The organism is Jeongeupia sp. HS-3, from assembly GCF_015140455.1.
Taxonomy (GTDB): Bacteria; Pseudomonadota; Gammaproteobacteria; order Burkholderiales; family Chitinibacteraceae; genus Jeongeupia.
Window position 1 is genome coordinate 1,909,599 of sequence record NZ_AP024094.1, and the last position, 18,400, is coordinate 1,927,998.

18 protein-coding genes and 1 tRNA gene are annotated in these 18,400 nt (G+C 59.5%); 8 read left to right on the plus strand and 11 right to left on the minus strand.

All coding sequences use genetic code 11. The annotated features are described in order from the left end of the window. Positions 1-152: 152 nt before the first annotated feature. On the plus strand, positions 153-1,265 hold the full coding sequence (locus JLC71_RS09035) for a M48 family metalloprotease (RefSeq protein WP_200915112.1): 1,113 nt from the start codon (positions 153-155) through the stop codon (positions 1,263-1,265). Between the two features lie 59 nt (positions 1,266-1,324). Here the strand turns inward: JLC71_RS09035 and efp are convergent, their stop codons facing one another. Together efp and earP are read right to left on the minus strand one after the other, a co-directional pair. Beyond that, positions 1,325-1,891, minus strand: a complete 567-nt coding sequence (gene efp, locus JLC71_RS09040) for an elongation factor P (RefSeq protein WP_200915113.1) — start codon at positions 1,889-1,891, stop codon at positions 1,325-1,327. A gap of 47 nt (positions 1,892-1,938) precedes the next feature. After that, the gene (gene earP / locus JLC71_RS09045) at positions 1,939-3,069 is read right to left on the minus strand and encodes an elongation factor P maturation arginine rhamnosyltransferase EarP (RefSeq protein WP_200915116.1); all 1,131 of its coding nucleotides are present in this window, start codon (positions 3,067-3,069) and stop codon (positions 1,939-1,941) included. A gap of 560 nt (positions 3,070-3,629) precedes the next feature. On the opposite strand from earP, the gene JLC71_RS09050 reads away from it, so the two are divergent. From JLC71_RS09050 to JLC71_RS09060, 3 genes are read left to right on the plus strand one after another with little or no spacing between them, the layout of a single operon-like run. Continuing rightward, entirely contained in the window at positions 3,630-3,788 is a 159-nt protein-coding gene (locus JLC71_RS09050; protein WP_200915117.1) for a hypothetical protein, read from the plus strand. Between the two features lie 28 nt (positions 3,789-3,816). Beyond that, a complete protein-coding gene (locus JLC71_RS09055; protein ID WP_200914865.1) occupies positions 3,817-4,110 on the plus strand; it encodes a transposase in 294 nt (97 codons plus the stop codon). Beyond that, the gene (locus tag JLC71_RS09060; RefSeq protein ID WP_200915118.1) at positions 4,107-4,967 is read left to right on the plus strand and encodes an IS3 family transposase; all 861 of its coding nucleotides are present in this window, start codon (positions 4,107-4,109) and stop codon (positions 4,965-4,967) included. Before JLC71_RS09055 ends, JLC71_RS09060 begins: the two co-directional genes overlap by 4 nt. A 62-nt stretch (positions 4,968-5,029) precedes the next feature. Here JLC71_RS09060 and JLC71_RS09065 read toward each other — a convergent pair whose 3' ends face one another. The 6 genes from JLC71_RS09065 to rpsU all read right to left on the minus strand — a co-directional run bounded on the left by JLC71_RS09065 (position 5,030) and on the right by rpsU (position 11,144). After that, positions 5,030-6,217, minus strand: coding sequence for a tyrosine-type recombinase/integrase (locus JLC71_RS09065; RefSeq protein WP_200915119.1), 1,188 nt, complete (start codon positions 6,215-6,217; stop codon positions 5,030-5,032). A gap of 120 nt (positions 6,218-6,337) precedes the next feature. Next, positions 6,338-6,414 (minus strand) — tRNA-Ile (locus JLC71_RS09070). Between the two features lie 23 nt (positions 6,415-6,437). Continuing rightward, positions 6,438-8,381, minus strand: a complete 1,944-nt coding sequence (gene rpoD / locus JLC71_RS09075; protein WP_200915120.1) for an RNA polymerase sigma factor RpoD — start codon at positions 8,379-8,381, stop codon at positions 6,438-6,440. Between the two features lie 82 nt (positions 8,382-8,463). Beyond that, positions 8,464-10,377 (minus strand): DNA primase, encoded by a 1,914-nt coding sequence (dnaG, locus tag JLC71_RS09080; protein WP_200915121.1) that lies wholly within the window; start codon positions 10,375-10,377, stop codon positions 8,464-8,466. A 24-nt stretch (positions 10,378-10,401) separates the two neighbouring features. After that, entirely contained in the window at positions 10,402-10,842 is a 441-nt protein-coding gene (locus tag JLC71_RS09085) for a GatB/YqeY domain-containing protein (protein ID WP_305066865.1), read from the minus strand. Positions 10,843-10,931: 89 nt separating this feature from the next. After that, positions 10,932-11,144 (minus strand): 30S ribosomal protein S21, encoded by a 213-nt coding sequence (gene rpsU / locus JLC71_RS09090; protein ID WP_070528210.1) that lies wholly within the window; start codon positions 11,142-11,144, stop codon positions 10,932-10,934. A 148-nt stretch (positions 11,145-11,292) separates the two neighbouring features. Here rpsU and tsaD point away from each other — a divergent pair, with 148 nt between their 5' ends. Then, entirely contained in the window at positions 11,293-12,318 is a 1,026-nt protein-coding gene (tsaD, locus tag JLC71_RS09095) for a tRNA (adenosine(37)-N6)-threonylcarbamoyltransferase complex transferase subunit TsaD (protein WP_200915123.1), read from the plus strand. A gap of 22 nt (positions 12,319-12,340) precedes the next feature. On the opposite strand, the gene JLC71_RS09100 is transcribed toward tsaD, so the two are convergent. The 3 genes from JLC71_RS09100 to JLC71_RS09110 all read right to left on the minus strand — a co-directional run bounded on the left by JLC71_RS09100 (position 12,341) and on the right by JLC71_RS09110 (position 14,447). Further along, positions 12,341-12,991: a fumarylacetoacetate hydrolase family protein gene (locus JLC71_RS09100; RefSeq protein ID WP_200915124.1), complete on the minus strand. Its 651-nt coding sequence runs from the start codon at positions 12,989-12,991 to the stop codon at positions 12,341-12,343. 96 nt (positions 12,992-13,087) lie between these two features. After that, positions 13,088-13,324, minus strand: coding sequence for a hypothetical protein (locus tag JLC71_RS09105; protein ID WP_200915125.1), 237 nt, complete (start codon positions 13,322-13,324; stop codon positions 13,088-13,090). A 202-nt stretch (positions 13,325-13,526) separates the two neighbouring features. After that, a complete protein-coding gene (locus tag JLC71_RS09110) occupies positions 13,527-14,447 on the minus strand; it encodes a CobD/CbiB family protein (protein ID WP_200915126.1) in 921 nt (306 codons plus the stop codon). A gap of 148 nt (positions 14,448-14,595) precedes the next feature. Here JLC71_RS09110 and JLC71_RS09115 point away from each other — a divergent pair, with 148 nt between their 5' ends. The 3 genes from JLC71_RS09115 to gspG all read left to right on the plus strand — a co-directional run bounded on the left by JLC71_RS09115 (position 14,596) and on the right by gspG (position 18,399). Next, on the plus strand, positions 14,596-15,189 hold the full coding sequence (locus JLC71_RS09115; RefSeq protein ID WP_200915127.1) for a superoxide dismutase: 594 nt from the start codon (positions 14,596-14,598) through the stop codon (positions 15,187-15,189). Positions 15,190-15,629: 440 nt separating this feature from the next. Beyond that, complete coding sequence (locus JLC71_RS09120; protein ID WP_200915128.1) at positions 15,630-17,633, plus strand: glycosyl hydrolase family 18 protein; 2,004 nt, start codon at positions 15,630-15,632, stop codon at positions 17,631-17,633. Positions 17,634-17,949: 316 nt separating this feature from the next. Continuing rightward, complete coding sequence (gene gspG / locus JLC71_RS09125) at positions 17,950-18,399, plus strand: type II secretion system major pseudopilin GspG (RefSeq protein WP_200915129.1); 450 nt, start codon at positions 17,950-17,952, stop codon at positions 18,397-18,399. Position 18,400: the final 1 nt, after the last annotated feature.

Sequence of the window (18,400 nt, forward strand, 5' to 3'; positions counted from 1 at the left end):
GCAACGATCGCCCCAACAAATGCCCCGCACTGTCGGGGCTTTTTCTTTTTCATCACAATTTCATACACAAGCTGCCAAAAAACTTTCACAAATAGAAATTTATGCGCAGTATTTGGCCCAGGATATTCGACAATACGAACGGGAGTCGGGCAATGGGCCTTGTGTACGGGAAGGAAAAAACCCTCTTTGGGATCATGGTTGTTCTGGCAAGCATCGTCTGGCTGGCACTGGTGCTCGGCACACTGGGCATTGCGCTGCTGTATGTGCTGATGGGTTTTCTGGTTTATCTGCTGACACAGTCGGCGTTCATCTCCTACCTGCGCGGCACCGCAGTGCACATCACCGCCGAGCAGATGCCGCAGCTGCATCAGCGCATCCAGCACTGTGCGCGCAAACTGCAGATTCGCGACGTGCCGGATGCTTTCGTGCTGCAGGCCGATGGCATGCTCAATGCACTGGCAACCAAATTCCTCGGTCGCCGCTACATCGTGCTGTTTTCGTCGGTGCTCGATGCGCTGAAAGATCACCCCGAGGCCATCGACTTCTATATCGGCCATGAGCTGGGCCACCTGCGCCGCAATCACCTGAACTGGTCGCCGTTCCTGATGATCGTCAGCTGGATCCCCTTCCTTGGTGCTGCCTATCGCCGCGCACAGGAATACACCTGCGATCGCCACGGCCTGGCCTGCTGCGATAACCCGGTCGATGCGCAGCGCGCCATCGCCACGCTCGCCGCTGGCGGCAGCTACCGTCAGGTCGACGTGCAACGCTACAGCGGCCAGATCGACTGGTCGCGCGGCTTCTGGATGTCATTTCACGAGCTGGTCTCAAGTTACCCGTGGCTAACCAAGCGCATGTACGCGGTGCAGGAGCTCTCGGCCGGGCGCGAGCCGGTGATGCCCAAGCGTAGCCCGGTCGCTTATATGTTGGCACTGTTTGTCCCCAACGCGGGCACCGGCGCCGCCGGCTCGTTGATCCTGGTTGCCATGATCGGCATCATGGCCGCCATTGCCATCCCGGCCTACCACCAGTACCAGCAGCGCGCCGCCGCCCATACGCTGGGTTTGTCGGTGGAAGACCTGGCCGAGGAGTCGATCGCCGAGCCCAGTGAACAGGGTGCCGCGAACCACGCCGTGCCGCCCGCGCAGGATAATGAAACGGCAGACTTGGCACAGGCGGAGAAACAGGCCGACGAAGCCCGTGCAGCGCTGGAGGCCATCCAGAAGGAAATCGCCGCCCGCCAAGCACCCGTGACCAAGGAATAAACCGTCACCCATGCAAAACGGCCACCCGAGGGTGGCCGTTTTGTTTTGGCGGCAACCGCTTAAGCAGCGCGCTTCTTGAACTCGTAGGTACGGGTGTCGATTTCGATCTTGTCACCGATTTCGATGAAGGCGGCAACCGGCAGCTCGTAGTTCGAGCCCTTCAGCTTGCCCGGCTTCATCACCTTGCCCGAGGTATCGCCACGGACAGCCGGCTCGGTGTATTCGATTTCGCGCACGATGGTGGTCGGCAGTTCAACCGAGATCGCCTTGTCTTCGTAGAAGGTCACTTCGCAGACATCGTCCATGCCATCGACAATGAAATTGACGGCATCGCCGACGTTTTCGGCTTCGACTTCGTACTGGTTGAACTCGGTGTCCATGAACACGTACATCGGATCGGCGAAGTAGGAGTAGGTGCACTCTTTCTTGTCGAGCACGACGACGTCGAACTTGTCGTCGGCCTTGTACACCGCTTCCGACGGGGCGTCGGACAGCAGGTTCTTCATCTTCATTTTCACGACCGCAGAGCTGCGGCCGGACTTGTTGTATTCGGCTTTCTGGACAACGAGCGGCTGGCCGTCGACCATGATGACGTTACCCGGGCGGACTTCTTGTGCGGTTTTCATGCAGGATTCCTGTACAGCAAATGGCGGTTAGAGTTTGAAATAACTCGCTATTTTAGCTTGGCCCGCATGAAGTTGACCAGATTGTCGGCCAAATTGCCATTGGCGAGCAGATGCTCGGCCCAGTCGGCCGCATGTTGGCGCAATTGCGGCAAGGCGGCGGCAAATGCCGGCCATGCCTTCCCGGCCTGCTCACCCAGGTTCCAGGCCCGCATGAAATCGCGTGCGGCACCGGCGATCGGCTCCGGCAAGCCGGCCAGCCACAGCGCCAGCCACGCATCCAGCTTGATCAGGTGCGCATCGTCGTCCTGCCGGTAAATCTGCCACACCAGCGGCTCTCGCGCCCATTGTGCCCGCACGAAACTGTCTTCGCCGCGAACGAAGTTGAGATCGCAACTCCACAACAGCCGATCGTAATCGGCCTGACTGATGAAAGGCAGGACACTGATGCTGAGTGCGCCTCGCCCTATGGTCTCGCCGACGCCGATCGCCTCGCCCAGCCAAGCCTGCAACTGCGGCAGAATGCGCCCTTCCGGCACCAGGCAGTGTATCGGTTCAGGCCCGGCAGCCCAGGCATCCAGCAGCCCCGCCAAGGCGGCGTTTTCATAAGCAAACATCGAGGTCAGCAGCGCGCCATCCCGTGGGCTAATGCCAAGCGAGCTCAGAAAGTGATGCCGTGCGTGCTTGCCCCAGCCGGCACGAGCCGCGCGCATTTCACGCTCGGCGATCAGGCCGCCCGTTTGCGCGGTAAAGCCGGGAAAGAAAAAATACTTTTGCAGCCCATGCCCTTGCGGGCTGGCCAGTTGATGGCAACCGCCGACCCAGTCTTCGGCCGACAGATACTCCAAATTCAACCAGACCGGCGGTTTTGCCCGTGCCCGCATCAGCGCCACCGCCGAGGCCGGCACCGTGCAGGCAAACGCCTCGATCACCACCTCGCCGAGCTCGCTCACCACGGTCGCTTCGTCCCAGCGCTCGACCGTCACGCCTTGCAGCCACTGGGTACGCGCATGTGCCGATGCATCCGGGCACAGCTTGGCCAGCGATGCAGGGTCATCCAGCCACAGCACCACATGAATGCCGTGCTCTTCCTGCAGTTGCCGGGCCAGCCGCCAGCACACGCCGATGTCGCCGAAGTTGTCGACCACGCGACAAAACACGTCCCAGCGCACGGCGGTCATCGGCCTGCCTTGCGGAAAGAGTTGATAAGCGGGCCGGCGGTCCATGAGCGTGGGTCGAAGGAGGATGGATACATTCGGGTAGACGCATGCAGCGCCGATCGGTTCTAACCGTCCGGCGGTTCAAGCTTGAACTGGTGATTTGAAGGAAAACGGCGCGAGGCGATGACGGCAATGCAGTCATGCGCCAGCCGCCCATTGTACCTGCTCGCCCCCTCCCCACCCACTCGCGCCGCCCCTTTGCGCCGCTCCGCCACGGCCGGCAACCATATGTCGGCCCAGCGCGCTCCGCCCCGCCTCCTTCTCCCCGGCGCAAGCGGCGTCCTGCCGGACTACCACAACAATCCGGCGAGCACCGTATGCCCGGGACGAGCGGAAAAAGCGCTGTTCACGCCTCCTTTTCCTAGTAAGGAAAATTGCGATATCTGGTTGTTTTTACAGGATATTTGGCAATTTAATTCATTGAGTAAAATTTCAATGTAAGAAAAAATAAGGATGGCATTCCGATTGCCACTCCGGCAAGCCGGTGGCCATTCCAATCAAAAAATCAGGACGGAGATTTCATGAACGTGAAGATCAAAACCAACGTCAGCCGGCTGTGTGCCGCGCTGATCGTTGCTGCCGGCGTGATGGCGGCGCACGCAGCGCCGACGTGGCAGGAAGGCACGACCTACTCGGCGGGAAGCACTGGTCTGTCCCTATACGGAAGGACACTAACTTAAGGTGGATAATCGCCACCAAGGAGTGTTCATGACCCAAATCCGCCGTACCTTTCCCGAGTCCTTCAAGCGGGAAGCTGTTGAGCAAATCCTGGCTGGCACGCCGCTACGTCACGTGGCGCAGGCCTTCGGCATCACCGAAGGCCTGCTGGGCAAATGGAAACGCCAGTTTCTGCTCAAGGGCATGGATGCCTTTCCTGGTCATGGCAAGCAACTGGGCGAAGCAGCCGAACTCAAGCGTCTGCGCGATGATCTAGCACGCGTCACCATGGAGCGTGACGTCCTAAAAAAAGCGCTCGCCATCTTCTCGCAGCCCACGAAGTGAAGTACCGCGCCATTCAGGCGCTTGCTGAACGTTATCCTGTTGCCGTCATGTGCCAGTTGTTCCGCGTCTCACGGAGCAGCTACTACGCTTGGCGCAACCGGCCGCCTTCGATGCGAGAGATGGCTAATCGCGTGCTGTTACGGGAAATCCGTCTGGTCCATGCCGAAGTCAACGGCATCTATGGGCATCGTCGGATACATGCGGAACTGGTCGCACAAGGCTTCGCCTGTGGCCGCCACCGTGTTGGCCGCCTGATGCGCCAAGGCGGGCTGAAGGTGCGTTCCCGTAAACGGTGGCGACCTGTCCCGGTCAGCCAACACCTGCTTCCGGTGGCACCAAATCGGCTGGAACGGCAATTCGACGCATCCGGGATGAATCAACGCTGGGTGTCGGACATGACTTACATCCGTACTGACGAGGGCTGGCTGTATCTGGCTGTGGTGCTGGACTTGTATTCCCGCGCCGTGGTCGGCTGGGCAATGCACCATCGAATGCAGCAAGAGCTGGTGCATGCTGCGTTGACGATGGCCGTTGCCAGACGGAAACCGGTGCGGGAGGTGCTACTGCATTCGGACCGAGGCAGCCAGTATTGTGCGTTTGATTACCAGATGAAACGGCACGGCATGGTGCCGAGCCATTCACGAGCGGGCAATTGCTGGGACAACGCTGCGATGGAAAGCTTCTTCCGGTCGTTGAAGGCGGAGCGGGTTTACTTGACCCGCTACCGGAGTCACGACGAGGCCCGCGCGGATATATTCGACTACATCCGATTTTACAATCATCGCCGCCGCCATTCGACGCTGGATTACCTGGCACCGGTCGAGTTTGAACGGCAGCATTCAGCGCTTAGCGCTTAATCCTCTGTCCTTCTGCATGGGGACAGACCACCTGTGCAACTCCTAGGACTTGGGTAACTCAGTTACCTTTCTGACTTTCGCTTTGCCATGTCATCGAATGAGACCCAGTTTTCCTTGTCTGCGCCCAGCAATTGCCGCACTTTTTGTCGTTGTTCGTCAGTCGTGCATAGTGCTTCGAGCGCGCCGAGCAGACTCTCTTGCTGCACTTTGTCACCAAGGCGGTCGAGCTCTGCGCGAATCTCCGGCGCCGTCGAGAGACCTTCATCATAAATCTCGAGAGCTTGCGTGCTCTTGTGCCCCGTTTGTTTGCGAATAGTCGCGTAGGGCACGTTGCTCTCGATAGCCCGCGAGATGAACTCCCGGCGACCGGCATGCATGTGAAAATCCGGGCCAACAATGCTTTTTTCTTTAAGCAGGTCAATGCCGTGCGCGTAGTTGTAGGGCACCCAGGCCCCCGTTCTGCCTCGGGTACAGAATACGAACTTACTGCCGTCCGGCGTGTCAGCTAGCTGCAGATGCAGCATCTGTTCGGCGTCACTCGTGATATGTACGTTGCGGTAGGTGCCGTATTTTGTGTCTCTGAATGTCAGTTCTCGTTGTTCTAGCCGCAAGTCTTCTATGAGCAGTTTTTTAAGCTCCCCCGGACGGCAGCCTAGGTGTCGCACCGCCGCGACGAAACGCGCCGCTTTTGCTATGTCGGGGTCTGCAGACCGAGCAAACACCTGCACTTTTCCCAACTCTGGCGGCGGCACGCGACGCCGCCGCTTCTTTGCCGCCGGTCGACTGATGTGAGTGACAAAGTTTTCTTTAACCAGCTTGCGCGTTTTAGCAAAAGCAACGAGAGCTGACAGTGCTGCGACTTCTAGGCGAATCGTGGTTCCCGAAATTTTAACTTTTGTTCGGGGAGACACCTCTTTCGAGCGTTTGTCCATGTAGTCGTAGATGGCCGCGGTGTCTTGCTCCAGATTTTTCAGCGAATATTCACCGAGCTTCTCGAGCACCGGCTTGATGCGGCAGCGCTCTGTCGTCTGGGTGTTTTCTGCTTTCTCAGAGAATTCTCGCGAGTCGTGGTATCGCTCACACAGCTCGTTCAGCGTTATGCCATCTTGAACAGGTTTCTGCTTTTTCACCGCAGCCGTTTCTGCGGCTTGCGCCTCCTCTACCGACTCGAACACTTTGTCGAAGGTCGGAAACCCTTTCCGCCGAACTTGCAGCCGAAACTTTCCGTTTTTCAGTTGAGTGATGCCCATGCTGCGTCTCCCAGTTGCACACGGCTCCTTCGTTTACTCGCCGTGTGCAAGAATCTTGCACACGGGATTGCCAAAAAAAAGGCTCTCAGCGAAAAATTCGCTGAGAGCCTTGATTTTCATTGGTGGGCCCTGTGGGGCTCGAACCCACGACCAAAGGATTATGAGTCCTCTGCTCTAACCGACTGAGCTAAAGGCCCGTGTACTGAGATAGGGGCCTATCTTATTGATCGTTGCCCAGACTTTCAAGGAAGCTCTTCAAACGCTCCGAGCGCGTCGGGTGGCGCAGCTTGCGCAGCGCCTTGGCTTCGATCTGACGAATACGCTCACGCGTCACGTCAAACTGCTTACCGACCTCTTCCAGCGTGTGGTCGGTATTCATGTCGATACCGAAGCGCATCCGCAATACCTTGGCCTCGCGCGGCGTCAGTGTATCGAGGATTTCCTTGGTGGCTTCGCGCAGACCGGCATACACCGCAGCTTCAGCCGGCGCCACGGTCACCGAGTCTTCGATGAAGTCGCCCAGATGCGAATCGTCGTCATCACCGATCGGCGTTTCCATCGAGATCGGCTCTTTGGCGATCTTGAGGATCTTGCGGATCTTGTCTTCCGGCATCTCCATCTTTTCCGACAGTTCTTCCGGCGTCGGGTCGATACCGGTTTCCTGCAGGATCTGCCGCTGGATACGGTTCATCTTGTTGATCGTTTCGATCATATGAACCGGAATCCGGATCGTCCGCGCCTGGTCGGCGATCGAACGGGTGATCGCCTGACGAATCCACCAGGTCGCATAGGTCGAGAACTTGTAGCCGCGACGATATTCGAACTTGTCCACCGCCTTCATCAGACCGATATTGCCTTCCTGAATCAGATCGAGGAATTGCAGGCCGCGGTTGGTGTACTTCTTGGCGATCGAGATCACCAGACGCAAGTTGGCCTCGATCATTTCGCGCTTGGCGCGACGGGCCTTGGCTTCACCCGTCGACATTTGACGGTTGATTTCCTTCAGGTCCTTGATCGGCAGCAAGGCGCGCGTTTGCAGCTCACCAAGCTTCTCCTGCTTTTCCATCACCGCGTGCTGATAGCGCGCAAGGATTTCGCCATACGGCTTGTTGGCTGCCAGCTCTTCCAGCACCCACGACGGATCGGTTTCGCGGCCCGGGAAGGTTTTGATGAAGTAGTCGCGCGGCATGCGAACGCGCTGGATGCACAGGTCCATGATTTCGCGCTCGTGGCTGCGAATTTCATCGACCATGGTCCGGACCTGGTCACACAGGTTTTCAGTCTGGCGCGCCGAGAAACGGATCTTCTGGAATTCTTCGGCGATCTGCGCCTGCTGGTCGAGATACGCCTTGCTGTGCGGGCCGTCCTTGGCCAGCGCCTTGAGCATTTTCTCGTAGTGCGCGCGGATCACGTCGAAGTGCTCGCGGGCCTGGGTCTTCAGCAGCTCGAGGTTGGCCGCGGCGGCACTGGCGCCACCGTCGTCTTCCTCTTCTTCGCCTTCTTCACCCTCGGCGGCATCTTCCTCGACAACAACGGGTTCCGGTGCTGCAACGACTTCGACCGCATTCGGATCGATGAAACCGTCGATCACATCGTCGATACGGATTTCATCGGCCAAGCCTTTGTCGACGAGAGCGAGAATCGTCTCGATCGTTGTCGGGCTGGCCGAGATCGCCGTGATCATGTGCTTGAGGCCTTCCTCGATCCGCTTGGCGATTTCGATTTCGCCTTCGCGGGTCAGCAGTTCGACCGTGCCCATTTCACGCATATACATGCGCACCGGGTCGGTGGTGCGGCCAAATTCGGCATCCACCGACGAGAGCGCCGCTTCGGCCTCTTCTGCAGCATCATCATCCGCCACCGCTGCCGGGGCATCGGACATCAACAGGTCTTCGGCGTCAGGCGCCTCATCGTAGACCTGGATGCCCATATTGGTGATCATGCTGATCACGCCTTCGATCTGCTCGGCATCGAGCATGTCTTCAGGCAAGTGGTCGTTGATTTCGGCGTACGTGAGGTAGCCGCGCTCCTTGCCCTGTACGATCAGTGACTTGAACTTCGCCTTGCGAACTTCAGGGTCGAGCATATCGGAAGCATCATCGTTCGCACCGCCTGATTGCTTGCGATTGATGTCTTCTTTACCTAATTCTTGATCAGCCGCCATGACTCGTTGGACTCGGGAAGATTCGGAAAAACCGAGGATTATATCAGAAAACCTGCCCCAAAGCCGGGGAGCTTCTGGCAAACTAGCGTGACGCGAGTAATGCCAGGTACTCTTGCTTCTCGACTTCGGTCAGGCCCCCATTCGCTGCGCGATACTCAAGTTCGGCCCGACGATCCAGTGTAGCTGGCCGTGCCAGCGCTTGCGCCGCCATTGCCAATACTGCCGAAAACTCGATTTCACGCTCTTCGGGCGCCATTCTTTCGAATTCGGCTACCCCTTGTGTAAATGCTCTGGCAAGTTGGGTGTACGACACCTCCTCTCGCCAGAGTTCCAACAACGGTGCCCCGCGATCAAATTGCGGATGCTCGCGCGCCATCTGCAAGACCTCGATCGCCAGCGCTGCGCGACCTTCACGCGACCAGCTCAGCCACACCGGTTCGGCTTTACGCGCCAGCGCCGGCTCGGTCAACACCAGTTGCAGCAAGCGAACCAACGGGTCACGCTGCGACTTGGGCCGAGGCAACGGCGCCAAAGGCCGATCGCGTCGATCACGCCAGTCACCGCTACGTCCTTTGCCACGACCATTGCTACGCCAGCGGCCCTCTTCTTCACCCCGGCCCTGCCTGGTATCCTCGTAATGCGGGCGCTCACCACCAAACGGATAATCCTGCTGCTGCGGCGCCGATGCCGCTTGCGTCACGACCTCACCACCCAAGATGAGGTCAAGTTCGCTCATTTCCAGCCGACATAATTCCGCCAGCCGCTTTTTCAGCATCACCGAGTACGCCGGCGCGCGCACTTTCATCACATAGGGTTTGGCCAGATGAATCAGCCGGGCCCGCCCTTCCTCGCTTTCAAGCTCGACCTGTGACGACAGTTCGCGCAACAAGAATTGCGCCAGCGGCACCGCATCCTGCAGCACCTTGACCTCGAAGGCCTCGCGGCCGAATTCGCGCACAAAGGAGTCGGGGTCGTGCTCGGCCGGCAGGAACAGGAAGGTCAGCTTCTTGCCGTCGGCGATCAGCTCGAGGCTGTTCTCCAGCGCCCGCCATGCCGCCTTGCGTCCGGCGCGGTCACCGTCGAAACAAAACACCACGTCGTCGGCAAGCTTGAGCAGCTTTTTCACATGCTCGGGCGTGCAGGCGGTACCGAGCGTGGCCACGGCGTACTCGACACCGTGCTGCGCCAGCATCACCACGTCCATATAGCCTTCGACCACCAGCACCCGGCCGGCATCGCGAATCGCGCCGCGCGCCTGCGACAGACCGTAAAGCTCGCGGCCCTTCTCGAACACCGGTGTTTCCGGCGAGTTGAGATACTTGGGCTCACCCTGACCCATGACCCGGCCACCGAAGCCGATCACCGCACCACGCTGATTCAGGATCGGAAACATGGCCCGGTCGCGAAAACGGTCGTAGCGGCGCTTGCTGTCTTCCTTGTCGATCACCAAGCCAGCCTCGGCCAAGAGCTTGTTCCAGTCGTAATCGGGAAAGACCTGCTTGAGCGCCTGCCAATCGTCTCCGCCAGGTGCGTAACCCAAGCCGTAACGCGCGGCGGTACGGCCATCGAGCCCACGCCCTTTCAGATAGGCGATCGCCTGCGGCGCGGTCTTGAGCTGCTGGCGATAGAAATCGCACGCAGCCTTGAGCACGTCGAACAAACCGGGTTCGGCACGCGGCGCCTCAAACCCACCACTTGTTTCTTGCGGCACGGTCAGCCCTACCGATTCGGCGAGCTTTTTCACCGCATCCGGAAAAGGCAACGCCTCGTACTCCATAACAAAGCTGATCGCCGAGCCATGCACACCACAACCAAAGCAGTGATAAAACTGCTTGGTTTGGCTGACGGTAAACGACGGCGTTTTCTCTTTATGAAAGGGGCAGCAGGCGTGGTAGTTCTGCCCGGCCTTCTTCAAAGGCAGGTAGCGCTCAACCACGTCGACGATGTCGACGCGATTGAGCAGATCCTGGATAAACGAATCCGGAATGCGCGCCATGAAGAGGGCCGGCGTCGCGGACGCTTAGGCGAGTCGCGCTTTGACGAGCTTGTTGACCTCGGCCATATCGGCGACGCCAGCCAGCTTGGCTTTGAGTTCACCCATGATCTTGCCCATCGCCGCCGGCGCGGTGCCGTGCGCAGCAATCGCGGCGTCAACCGCAACAGCGATCTCTTCCAGCGACAGTTGTTGCGGCATGTAGTCCTTCAACACCTCAACTTCGGCACGCTCGACATCGGCCAGATCTTCCCGCGACGCAGCGGTGTACTGCTCTATGCTGTCGCGGCGCTGCTTGAGCATTTTTTCGATCACGGCGGTAATCGCCGCATCGTCGAGCTCAATGCGCTCATCGACTTCGCGTTGCTTGATGGCCGCCATCAACAGCCGGATCGTCCCGAGCTTGGTGGCCTGCTTTTCCTTCATCGCGGTCTTCATGTCTTGCTGGATCTGGGCTTTGAGGCTCATCGACACTCTTCCTTGGCAAACGCGCTTTGCGCGATAAAAACACCAAAAGGCCGCTCAGAGGCGGCCTTTTGCTCGGACACACAATCCGATTAGTACAGCTTCGGCGGCAGCGTTTGGCTACGCAGGCGCTTGTAATGACGCTTCACCGCAGCAGCAAGCTTGCGCTTGCGCTCAGCGGTCGGCTTTTCGTAGAACTCACGCGAGCGCAGTTCAGTCAGCAGGCCAGTCTTTTCTACAGCGCGCTTGAAGCGGCGCATGGCGACTTCGAACGGCTCGTTCTCTTTTACACGTACGGAAGGCATCGATCGATATCCTGTTAATCTGTGTTGGACACTTGGATGAAAGTTTCGCATTATCCCAGAAGGCAAGACCGATGTCAAAACCGCTCGCTTTCCTGTGGCGAATCAAGCCGGTAGGATACGCCCATCCTTCCAATTCGGCACACAAATCATGCTCGTCCTCGGGATCGAATCGTCGTGCGACGAAACCGGCATCGCCCTTTATGACACCGACACCGGCCTGCTGGCACACCGGCTGCACTCGCAAATCGCCATGCACACCGAATACGGCGGCGTTGTTCCAGAGCTGGCGTCCCGTGACCATATCCGCCGCGTCCTGCCGCTGACCGAAGCGTGCCTGAGTGAGGCCGGAAAATCACTCGACGCCATCGATGCCATCGCCTACACCGAAGGCCCTGGCTTGGCCGGCGCCCTATTGGTTGGCGCATCGGTCGCCAACGCCCTGGGCTTTGCGCTACAAAAACCGGTCATCGGCGTCCATCACCTCGAAGGCCATCTGCTCTCGCCGTTGCTGGCCGACCCGGCTCCGGCCTTTCCGTTTGTCGCCCTACTGGTCTCCGGCGGTCACACTCAACTGATGGCGGTGCACGGCATCGGCCGTTACGAGCTGCTCGGCGAAACCGTGGATGATGCGGCCGGCGAAGCTTTCGACAAGTCGGCCAAGCTGCTTGGTCTCAGCTACCCAGGCGGCCCGCAGGTGTCCAAGCTCGCTGATACGGGCGATGCAACCCGCTTCAAGCTGCCGCGGCCGATGCTGCACTCGGGCGATCTTGATTTCAGTTTTTCCGGTCTGAAAACCGCGGTACTCAATCTGGTGAAGAAAGAACTGCGCGACGATGGCTCGCTGGACGACACCACACGCGCCGATATTTGCGCCGCCTTCCAGGAAGCCATTGTCGAAGTACTGAGCAAGAAATGCCTCACCGCACTCAAGCAAACCGGCATGCAAAGACTGGTGATTGCCGGTGGCGTCGGCGCGAACCGGCAACTGCGCGCCGGCCTGGATGAGGCGGCGAAACGCCGTCGCTTCGAGGTGTTCTATCCGCCGCTGGCACTGTGCACCGACAACGGGGCGATGATCGCCTTTGCCGGCGCCATGCGGCTGAAATACGCGGTGGCCGACTACCAGTTTGGCGTCAAACCGCGCTGGGATCTGGCCAGCCTGCCGGCGGCCTGACCCCCAACACTCAACCCGCGATTCAAACGACGTCGAAACGCGCGTCGATCAGTTCGCCCATCGTCAGCCGCAGCTGCTCACCTGCGCGAATCGGGCCAACGCCCTCGGGCGTACCGGTGTAAATCAGGTCACCTGCTTGCAGGGTAAAGCGGCTGGAAATCCATGCGATCAACGTGGCCACATCAAAGGCCATATCGCGCGTTTCGGCATGCTGGCGACGCTCGCCGTTGATGTAAAAATCGAAACTAGTTTCACTAGGCGCCGGCAAGGCACTGGCGGGCACGAAGCGGCTCAAGACCGCGGCACCGTCAAAGCCCTTGGCCAGCGTCCATGGCATGCCGGTCTTCTTGGCCTCGGCCTGGACATCGCGCGCGGTCAGATCCAGACCCAGCGCATACGCGGCAACGTGCGTCAGCGCATCGGCAACCTGAATATCCTTGCCGCCCTCACCGATCAGCACCACCAGCTCGGCCTCGTGATGAACATCCTTCGACCACGACGGAAGCCGGATCGGCGCGCCTTCGAGCAGCAAAGCCGAAGTTGGCTTGATGAACACCACCGGCTCGGCCAAGATCTGGCTGCCCATTTCCTTGGCGTGCGCGACGTAATTACGCGCCACGCAGAAAATATTCCCGACCCGATATGGCTCACCTGCAACTTCAATCGTTGTCATCTATGCATGCTCCAGCAACAAGGTTTCATGACGATACGCGATTGACGGACATGAAAAAAGCGGGCCGAAGCCCGCTTTTCACGAAAGCTGCGCCGATTACTTCGGGCCGGCTTCCTTGCGCTCTTTTGCGATGCTCTTGGTTTCAGCAGCGCCCGAAGCAGCAGCCGAAGCCTTCTTCTTAGCCTTCTTAGCCTTCTTGACGTTGTTGGTTGCCGGAGCCTTGCCAGCTTCAACAGCTTGCTCTTGGCCCGATTGGCCTTCAGCAGCAGCAAATGCACCGATCGAAGCAAATGCGAACATAGCGGTCAGCAGGGTAGCGAGGGTCTTTTTCATGGTTTTCTCCAACAAAGAATGTTATTTAGAGCGGTAAATTCTATCCAAACAAAGCGATCGCCGTGCTTGGGGGCCAACTAATAAGCTTGCGTAAGGCCTGTAGCGGCAAGGTTATGTCAGGCGCAATCAAAAATAAAGCAGGTTGCCCCGGGCTGTATCAATTTGGCCGCATTCAAGCACGCGCATATTTGGCGACAGGCAACTAGGCGACCCACATGGCCAAGGTCACGCCGAGTACCAGCACCAACCACAGCAAAATTGAGCGCCAGATCAAACCCACCGCACTGGCAAGGTAATCCGGACTAACCGCATCGCCCAAGCCCAGCTCGGGGCGGAACTTGACCGTGTGATCCATATGCAGCGCATCGCCCAAACGAATTCCGATTGCACCCGCACCGGAAGCCAGCAGAATACCCTGGGCACGATCCACCCAAGCGCGGGCTTGCGAGCGCCAGCAATAGACCGCATCTTCAAAATCACCCATCACCGCAAAACCGGCGGCGGTCACCCGCACCGGCAAGTAATCGAGCCAGGCCAGAACGGTTTCGGCACAGCGACCAAAGGGATCATCACGACCGCCCCATTTTGTCGCCAACAAGCTGGCAGCCCGGTACAGCAAAGCCCCCGCAGGGCCAACCAGCCAGGCGAGCACGGCAAACCAGAATACCGGCGCAAAAACGTAACGATACGAATCGATCAGCCCCTGCTCAATGGCCAGGCGCGAAATTTCGTCCGGGGTCATTTCCGAAGTGTGCTGACCGGTCCAGTCGGCCAGCATGGATCTGGCCGTCGCCAGATCATCAGCCTGCAAGGCCTTGGATACCGCAGTAAAGGCGTGACTGAACTGGCGAAACCCCATGGTGAGGTAGAGAACCAGCACGGTAAAAATCAGCCCGAATACGGGATTGGCACGTGCGAGCAGCAAGTACGCCGCCACCACGATCAGCAGCACCGGCAGAACGGCCACACCCCAGGCGTAGACCCCATTGCGGACTTCGCCGGCATTGAGGCCGCGCTCGAGCCGGTTGGCAAAGCGGATAAACGCCAGATAGAGCGGATTGCGGCTACTGATCGGGCGCAGCTGCTCCAGCGCAAGGGCAAGAATCAAGGATAGAATGGTCATGGCTCTAGCTTAGGTCGTGACGGGCTTCAATACACCCGGTGCAAGATACCACAGGCCTCGCGCGCGCCCCAAGGCGGGCGCCTGGCTTGAAACGCCTTCAGCCGACCCCATATCGACCTGCGCACCACCCCAATTTGGAGAGAACACGATGGAACACAAACTGCCGGAACTGCCTTACGCTCAGGATGCACTCGCACCGTATATGTCGGCTGAAACGCTGTCGTATCACTATGGCAAGCACCATCAGACCTACATCACCAACCTGAACAACCTGATCAAGGGCACCGAAAACGAGAGCAAGTCGCTGGAAGAGATCGTGAAAACGGCTCCGGCAGGCGGCCTGTACAACAACGCAGCCCAGACGTGGAACCATACTTTCTTCTGGTTCGGCTTCAAGCCCAACGCCAGCGGCGCCGACCGTGCTCCTGCCGGCGCACTTGCCGACGCGATCAACGCCAAGTGGGCGTCGTTCGACGAGTTCAAGAAAGCCTTCAACACCTCGGCCGCCGGCAACTTCGGTTCGGGCTGGACCTGGCTGGTGAAGAAAGCCGACGGTAGCCTCGACATCGTCAACACCGGTGCCGCCGGCACCCCGCTGACCACCGCCGATACCGCGCTGCTGACCTGTGACGTCTGGGAACACGCCTACTACATCGACTACCGCAACAGCCGCCCGAACTACCTTGAGGCATTCTGGAAGCTGGTCGATTGGGATGTGGTTGCGCAACGCCTCGCCGCGTAAGCTTCGCAAGCGACAACAGCTCCGACCCCGGCAATCCGCCCGGAGTCTGAAAAGAAAAGGACGGCAATCGCCGTCCTTTTTTTGTGTCCGTCCCGCAACGGAACACCAAATCCAACGCCGCTCGGCAGGTCGATTCAACCCTTCATTCCCCCCGGGCAATGGTATTGGGCGAATACGCCAAATAATCAGCCGTCGCGCAGCACAACTGCGCGCACCCGCAGCTTATTACAAGTGTCGTAATAGTTCGCAAAGAGCTGGTTTTCTCATATTTTTCAATGAGTTGACTTCCGCAATTCGTCGGTCATAATCCGTCGGCATTCCGAAAACATGACAAGCCGGAATGTGCGCCACGCAGGCAAATTTGCGTGGCTACGCTGCCCTGACTGGTATTCAAAGCCGGGCAGGCATCTCGACGATTCAAAGGATGGAGAGACACCCGAATGTCGCAACACAATCGTTTCGCCCTGGCCGTGCTCCCGGCTGCGCTGTTCGCCGCGCAAGCCTACGCCGCCGCTCCGGCCTGGCAGGAAGGCCAGACCTACACCGTCGGCACCCAAGTGTCGTACAGCGGTAACGACTACCAGGCGCTGGTCACGCACACCGCCTACGTCGGCGCCAACTGGAACCCGGCTTCGAGCCCGACGCTGTGGAAGCTCGCCAGCACCGGTACGCCGAGCCCGGCACCTACGCCTGCGCCGACACCCACGCCAACCGCAACGCCGACTCCAGCGCCGACGGCCACCCCGACCCCTGCACCGACCCCGAGCGGCTGCACCGCGTGGTCGAACACCGCCGTCTACACGGCCGGCCAGTGCGTGAGCCATAACGGCGCGACCTATAAGGCCAAGTGGTGGACGCAGAACAACGTGCCGGGTACCGAGCAGTACGGTCCGTGGGAGCTGCAGGGTAACGTGACCCCGACCCCGACCCCGACTCCGACTCCGACTCCGACTCCGACTCCGACTCCGACTCCGACTCCAACGCCGACTCCGACTCCGACTCCGACTCCGACGCCGACTCCGACGCCGACTCCGACTCCGACGCCGACTCCGACGCCGACTCCGACTCCAACGCCGACCCCAACGCCGACCCCAACGCCGACCCCAACGCCAACGCCGATCACCGGTGCTCAGGCCGGTTCGTACTTCGCGCAGTGGGGCATCTACGGCCGCAACTACCAAGTCAAGGACATCGAAACCAGCGGTGCAGCGGCCAAGCTCACCTTCATCAACTACGCCTTCGGCAACCTGTACCAGAAGAACGGCGGTTACGAGTGCGGCATCATCAACAAGCTCGAACCGGGCGCGACCAATCCGGACGCTGCCGATGCTGGCACCGGCGGCGATGCCTGGGCCGACTACCAGAAGGGCTTCGCGGGCGACGCCTGGGGCTGGCCGGCATGGGACGATCCTCGCAATGGCAAGTCCGGTCCGCTCAAGGGCAACTTCAACCAGCTCAAGCAGCTGAAGGCCAAGTTCCCGGATCTGAAGGTCTTCATTTCGCTCGGCGGCTGGACGTGGTCGAAGTGGTTCTCGGCGGCAGCCAGCACCGACGCACTGCGCAAGCAACTGGTCAGCTCGTGCATCGACGTGTACATCAAGGGCAATCTGCCGTTCGATGCGGGCTCCAACGCCGGCGGTCCGGGCGTGGGTGCAGGCGTGTTCGACGGCATCGACATCGACTGGGAATTCCCGGGCGTGATCGGCCAGCCGTACAACACCGTCAGCCCGGCTGACAAGCAGAACTTCACCTTGCTGCTCAAGGAGTTCCGCACCCAGCTCGACGCGATCGGCGCTGCCAACAGCAAGCGCTACGCCCTCACCGTCGCCATCGGCGCCGGCAAGGACAAGATCGACATGACCGAACCGGCCGAGTACACCAAGCACCTCGACTGGGTGAACGTCATGAACTACGACTACAACGGCGGCTGGGCGGCACAAGGCCCAACCGACTTCCAGGCGCACCTGTACAAGGACATCAACAATCCGAACTACATCGACTCGAAGACCGGTCAGCGCAGCCTGGTGTCGTACTACAACACCGACGAAGCAATCCAGCTGCTGATCGCCAAGGGCGCGCCACGCAGCAAGCTGCTGGTCGGCGTACCGTACTACGGTCGCGGCTGGACTGGTGTGAAGGCCGGCCCAAGCGGTAATGGTCTGTATCAAGCTGCAACGGCCGCTGCCAAGGGCACGTACGAAGCCGGCATCGAGGACTACAAGATCCTGAAGAACGCCGCCGGTACCGTGCATTACCACCCGGTCACCAAGCAATCGTTCAAGTACGACGGCAACAACTGGTGGAGCTACGATACCCCGACCGACATCCAGACCAAGGTCGATTACATCAAGGCTAACCAACTGGGTGGCGCGTTCAGCTGGTCGCTGGACGGCGATACCGCCGACGCCGAACTGACCAAGGCGATGGCCAAGGTTCGCGAGTAATCAGCAAGTAAGTAGCTCGGCAATTTTGAGCTTCTTGGCCCCCGGGAAACCGGGGGCTTTTTCTTGCCGCACTGCAAGAGGCCATCCGACCTGAGGTCGGTTTTTTCTGCCATGCGGAATATGCTGCAAAGCCGCATGCTGATTGGTTTAGCGCATTTGCCGATACTGGGTTGAAAGGCTTGCCGGGCCAGACCCGGGCCGGTTAGGATGACATGCAAGGAAGGAAGACAACTATTCACGCTCACAACAATGACCGGGCCCCGCGCCACTGTCCGCGTGAATACCGATACCAATTAGAAAAGATCGAGACGCTCCGATGAAGCAGCCTGGCCGCCCCACCCGCCCATGGTCCCGCCATCCGCAACAGACTGGCTTTACCCTGCTGGAACTGCTGGTCGTGATCCTGATCATCGCCCTTTTGGCCGGCTATGTTGGCCCCAAGCTGTTCGGCAAGGTCGGTGAAGCCAAGGCCAAGACCGCTGCCGGACAGATGAAATCGCTGTCGGATGCGCTCAACAACTATCGCCTCGATCTGGGCAATTACCCAACGACCGAACAAGGTCTCGCGGTACTGAATGCCAAGCCCGCCGATACCGGCAACCGTTGGCAAGGTCCTTACCTGATGAAGGATGTGCCCAACGATCCGTGGGATCGCCCTTACGTTTATCGCCGCCCCGGCGAAAACGGCAAGGACTTCGACCTGTTGACCTTCGGCGCCGATGGCAAGCCGGGTGGCAGCGGCGAAGACACCGACATCAGTTACTGAT

Bases quoted from the DNA above. Each gene is read 5' to 3' on its own strand.
- JLC71_RS09035 (WP_200915112.1), top strand. From the start codon at position 153: ATGGGCCTTGTGTACGGGAAGGAAAAAACCCTCTTTGGGATCATGGTT.
- efp (WP_200915113.1), bottom strand. From the start codon at position 1,891: ATGAAAACCGCACAAGAAGTCCGCCCGGGTAACGTCATCATGGTCGAC.
- earP (WP_200915116.1), bottom strand. From the start codon at position 3,069: ATGACCGCCGTGCGCTGGGACGTGTTTTGTCGCGTGGTCGACAACTTC.
- JLC71_RS09050 (WP_200915117.1), top strand. From the start codon at position 3,630: ATGAACGTGAAGATCAAAACCAACGTCAGCCGGCTGTGTGCCGCGCTG.
- JLC71_RS09055 (WP_200914865.1), top strand. From the start codon at position 3,817: ATGACCCAAATCCGCCGTACCTTTCCCGAGTCCTTCAAGCGGGAAGCT.
- JLC71_RS09065 (WP_200915119.1), bottom strand. From the start codon at position 6,217: ATGGGCATCACTCAACTGAAAAACGGAAAGTTTCGGCTGCAAGTTCGG.
- rpoD (WP_200915120.1), bottom strand. From the start codon at position 8,381: ATGGCGGCTGATCAAGAATTAGGTAAAGAAGACATCAATCGCAAGCAA.
- dnaG (WP_200915121.1), bottom strand. From the start codon at position 10,377: ATGGCGCGCATTCCGGATTCGTTTATCCAGGATCTGCTCAATCGCGTC.
- JLC71_RS09085 (WP_305066865.1), bottom strand. From the start codon at position 10,842: ATGAGCCTCAAAGCCCAGATCCAGCAAGACATGAAGACCGCGATGAAG.
- rpsU (WP_070528210.1), bottom strand. From the start codon at position 11,144: ATGCCTTCCGTACGTGTAAAAGAGAACGAGCCGTTCGAAGTCGCCATG.
- tsaD (WP_200915123.1), top strand. From the start codon at position 11,293: ATGCTCGTCCTCGGGATCGAATCGTCGTGCGACGAAACCGGCATCGCC.
- JLC71_RS09100 (WP_200915124.1), bottom strand. From the start codon at position 12,991: ATGACAACGATTGAAGTTGCAGGTGAGCCATATCGGGTCGGGAATATT.
- JLC71_RS09105 (WP_200915125.1), bottom strand. From the start codon at position 13,324: ATGAAAAAGACCCTCGCTACCCTGCTGACCGCTATGTTCGCATTTGCT.
- JLC71_RS09110 (WP_200915126.1), bottom strand. From the start codon at position 14,447: ATGACCATTCTATCCTTGATTCTTGCCCTTGCGCTGGAGCAGCTGCGC.
- JLC71_RS09115 (WP_200915127.1), top strand. From the start codon at position 14,596: ATGGAACACAAACTGCCGGAACTGCCTTACGCTCAGGATGCACTCGCA.
- JLC71_RS09120 (WP_200915128.1), top strand. From the start codon at position 15,630: ATGTCGCAACACAATCGTTTCGCCCTGGCCGTGCTCCCGGCTGCGCTG.
- gspG (WP_200915129.1), top strand. From the start codon at position 17,950: ATGAAGCAGCCTGGCCGCCCCACCCGCCCATGGTCCCGCCATCCGCAA.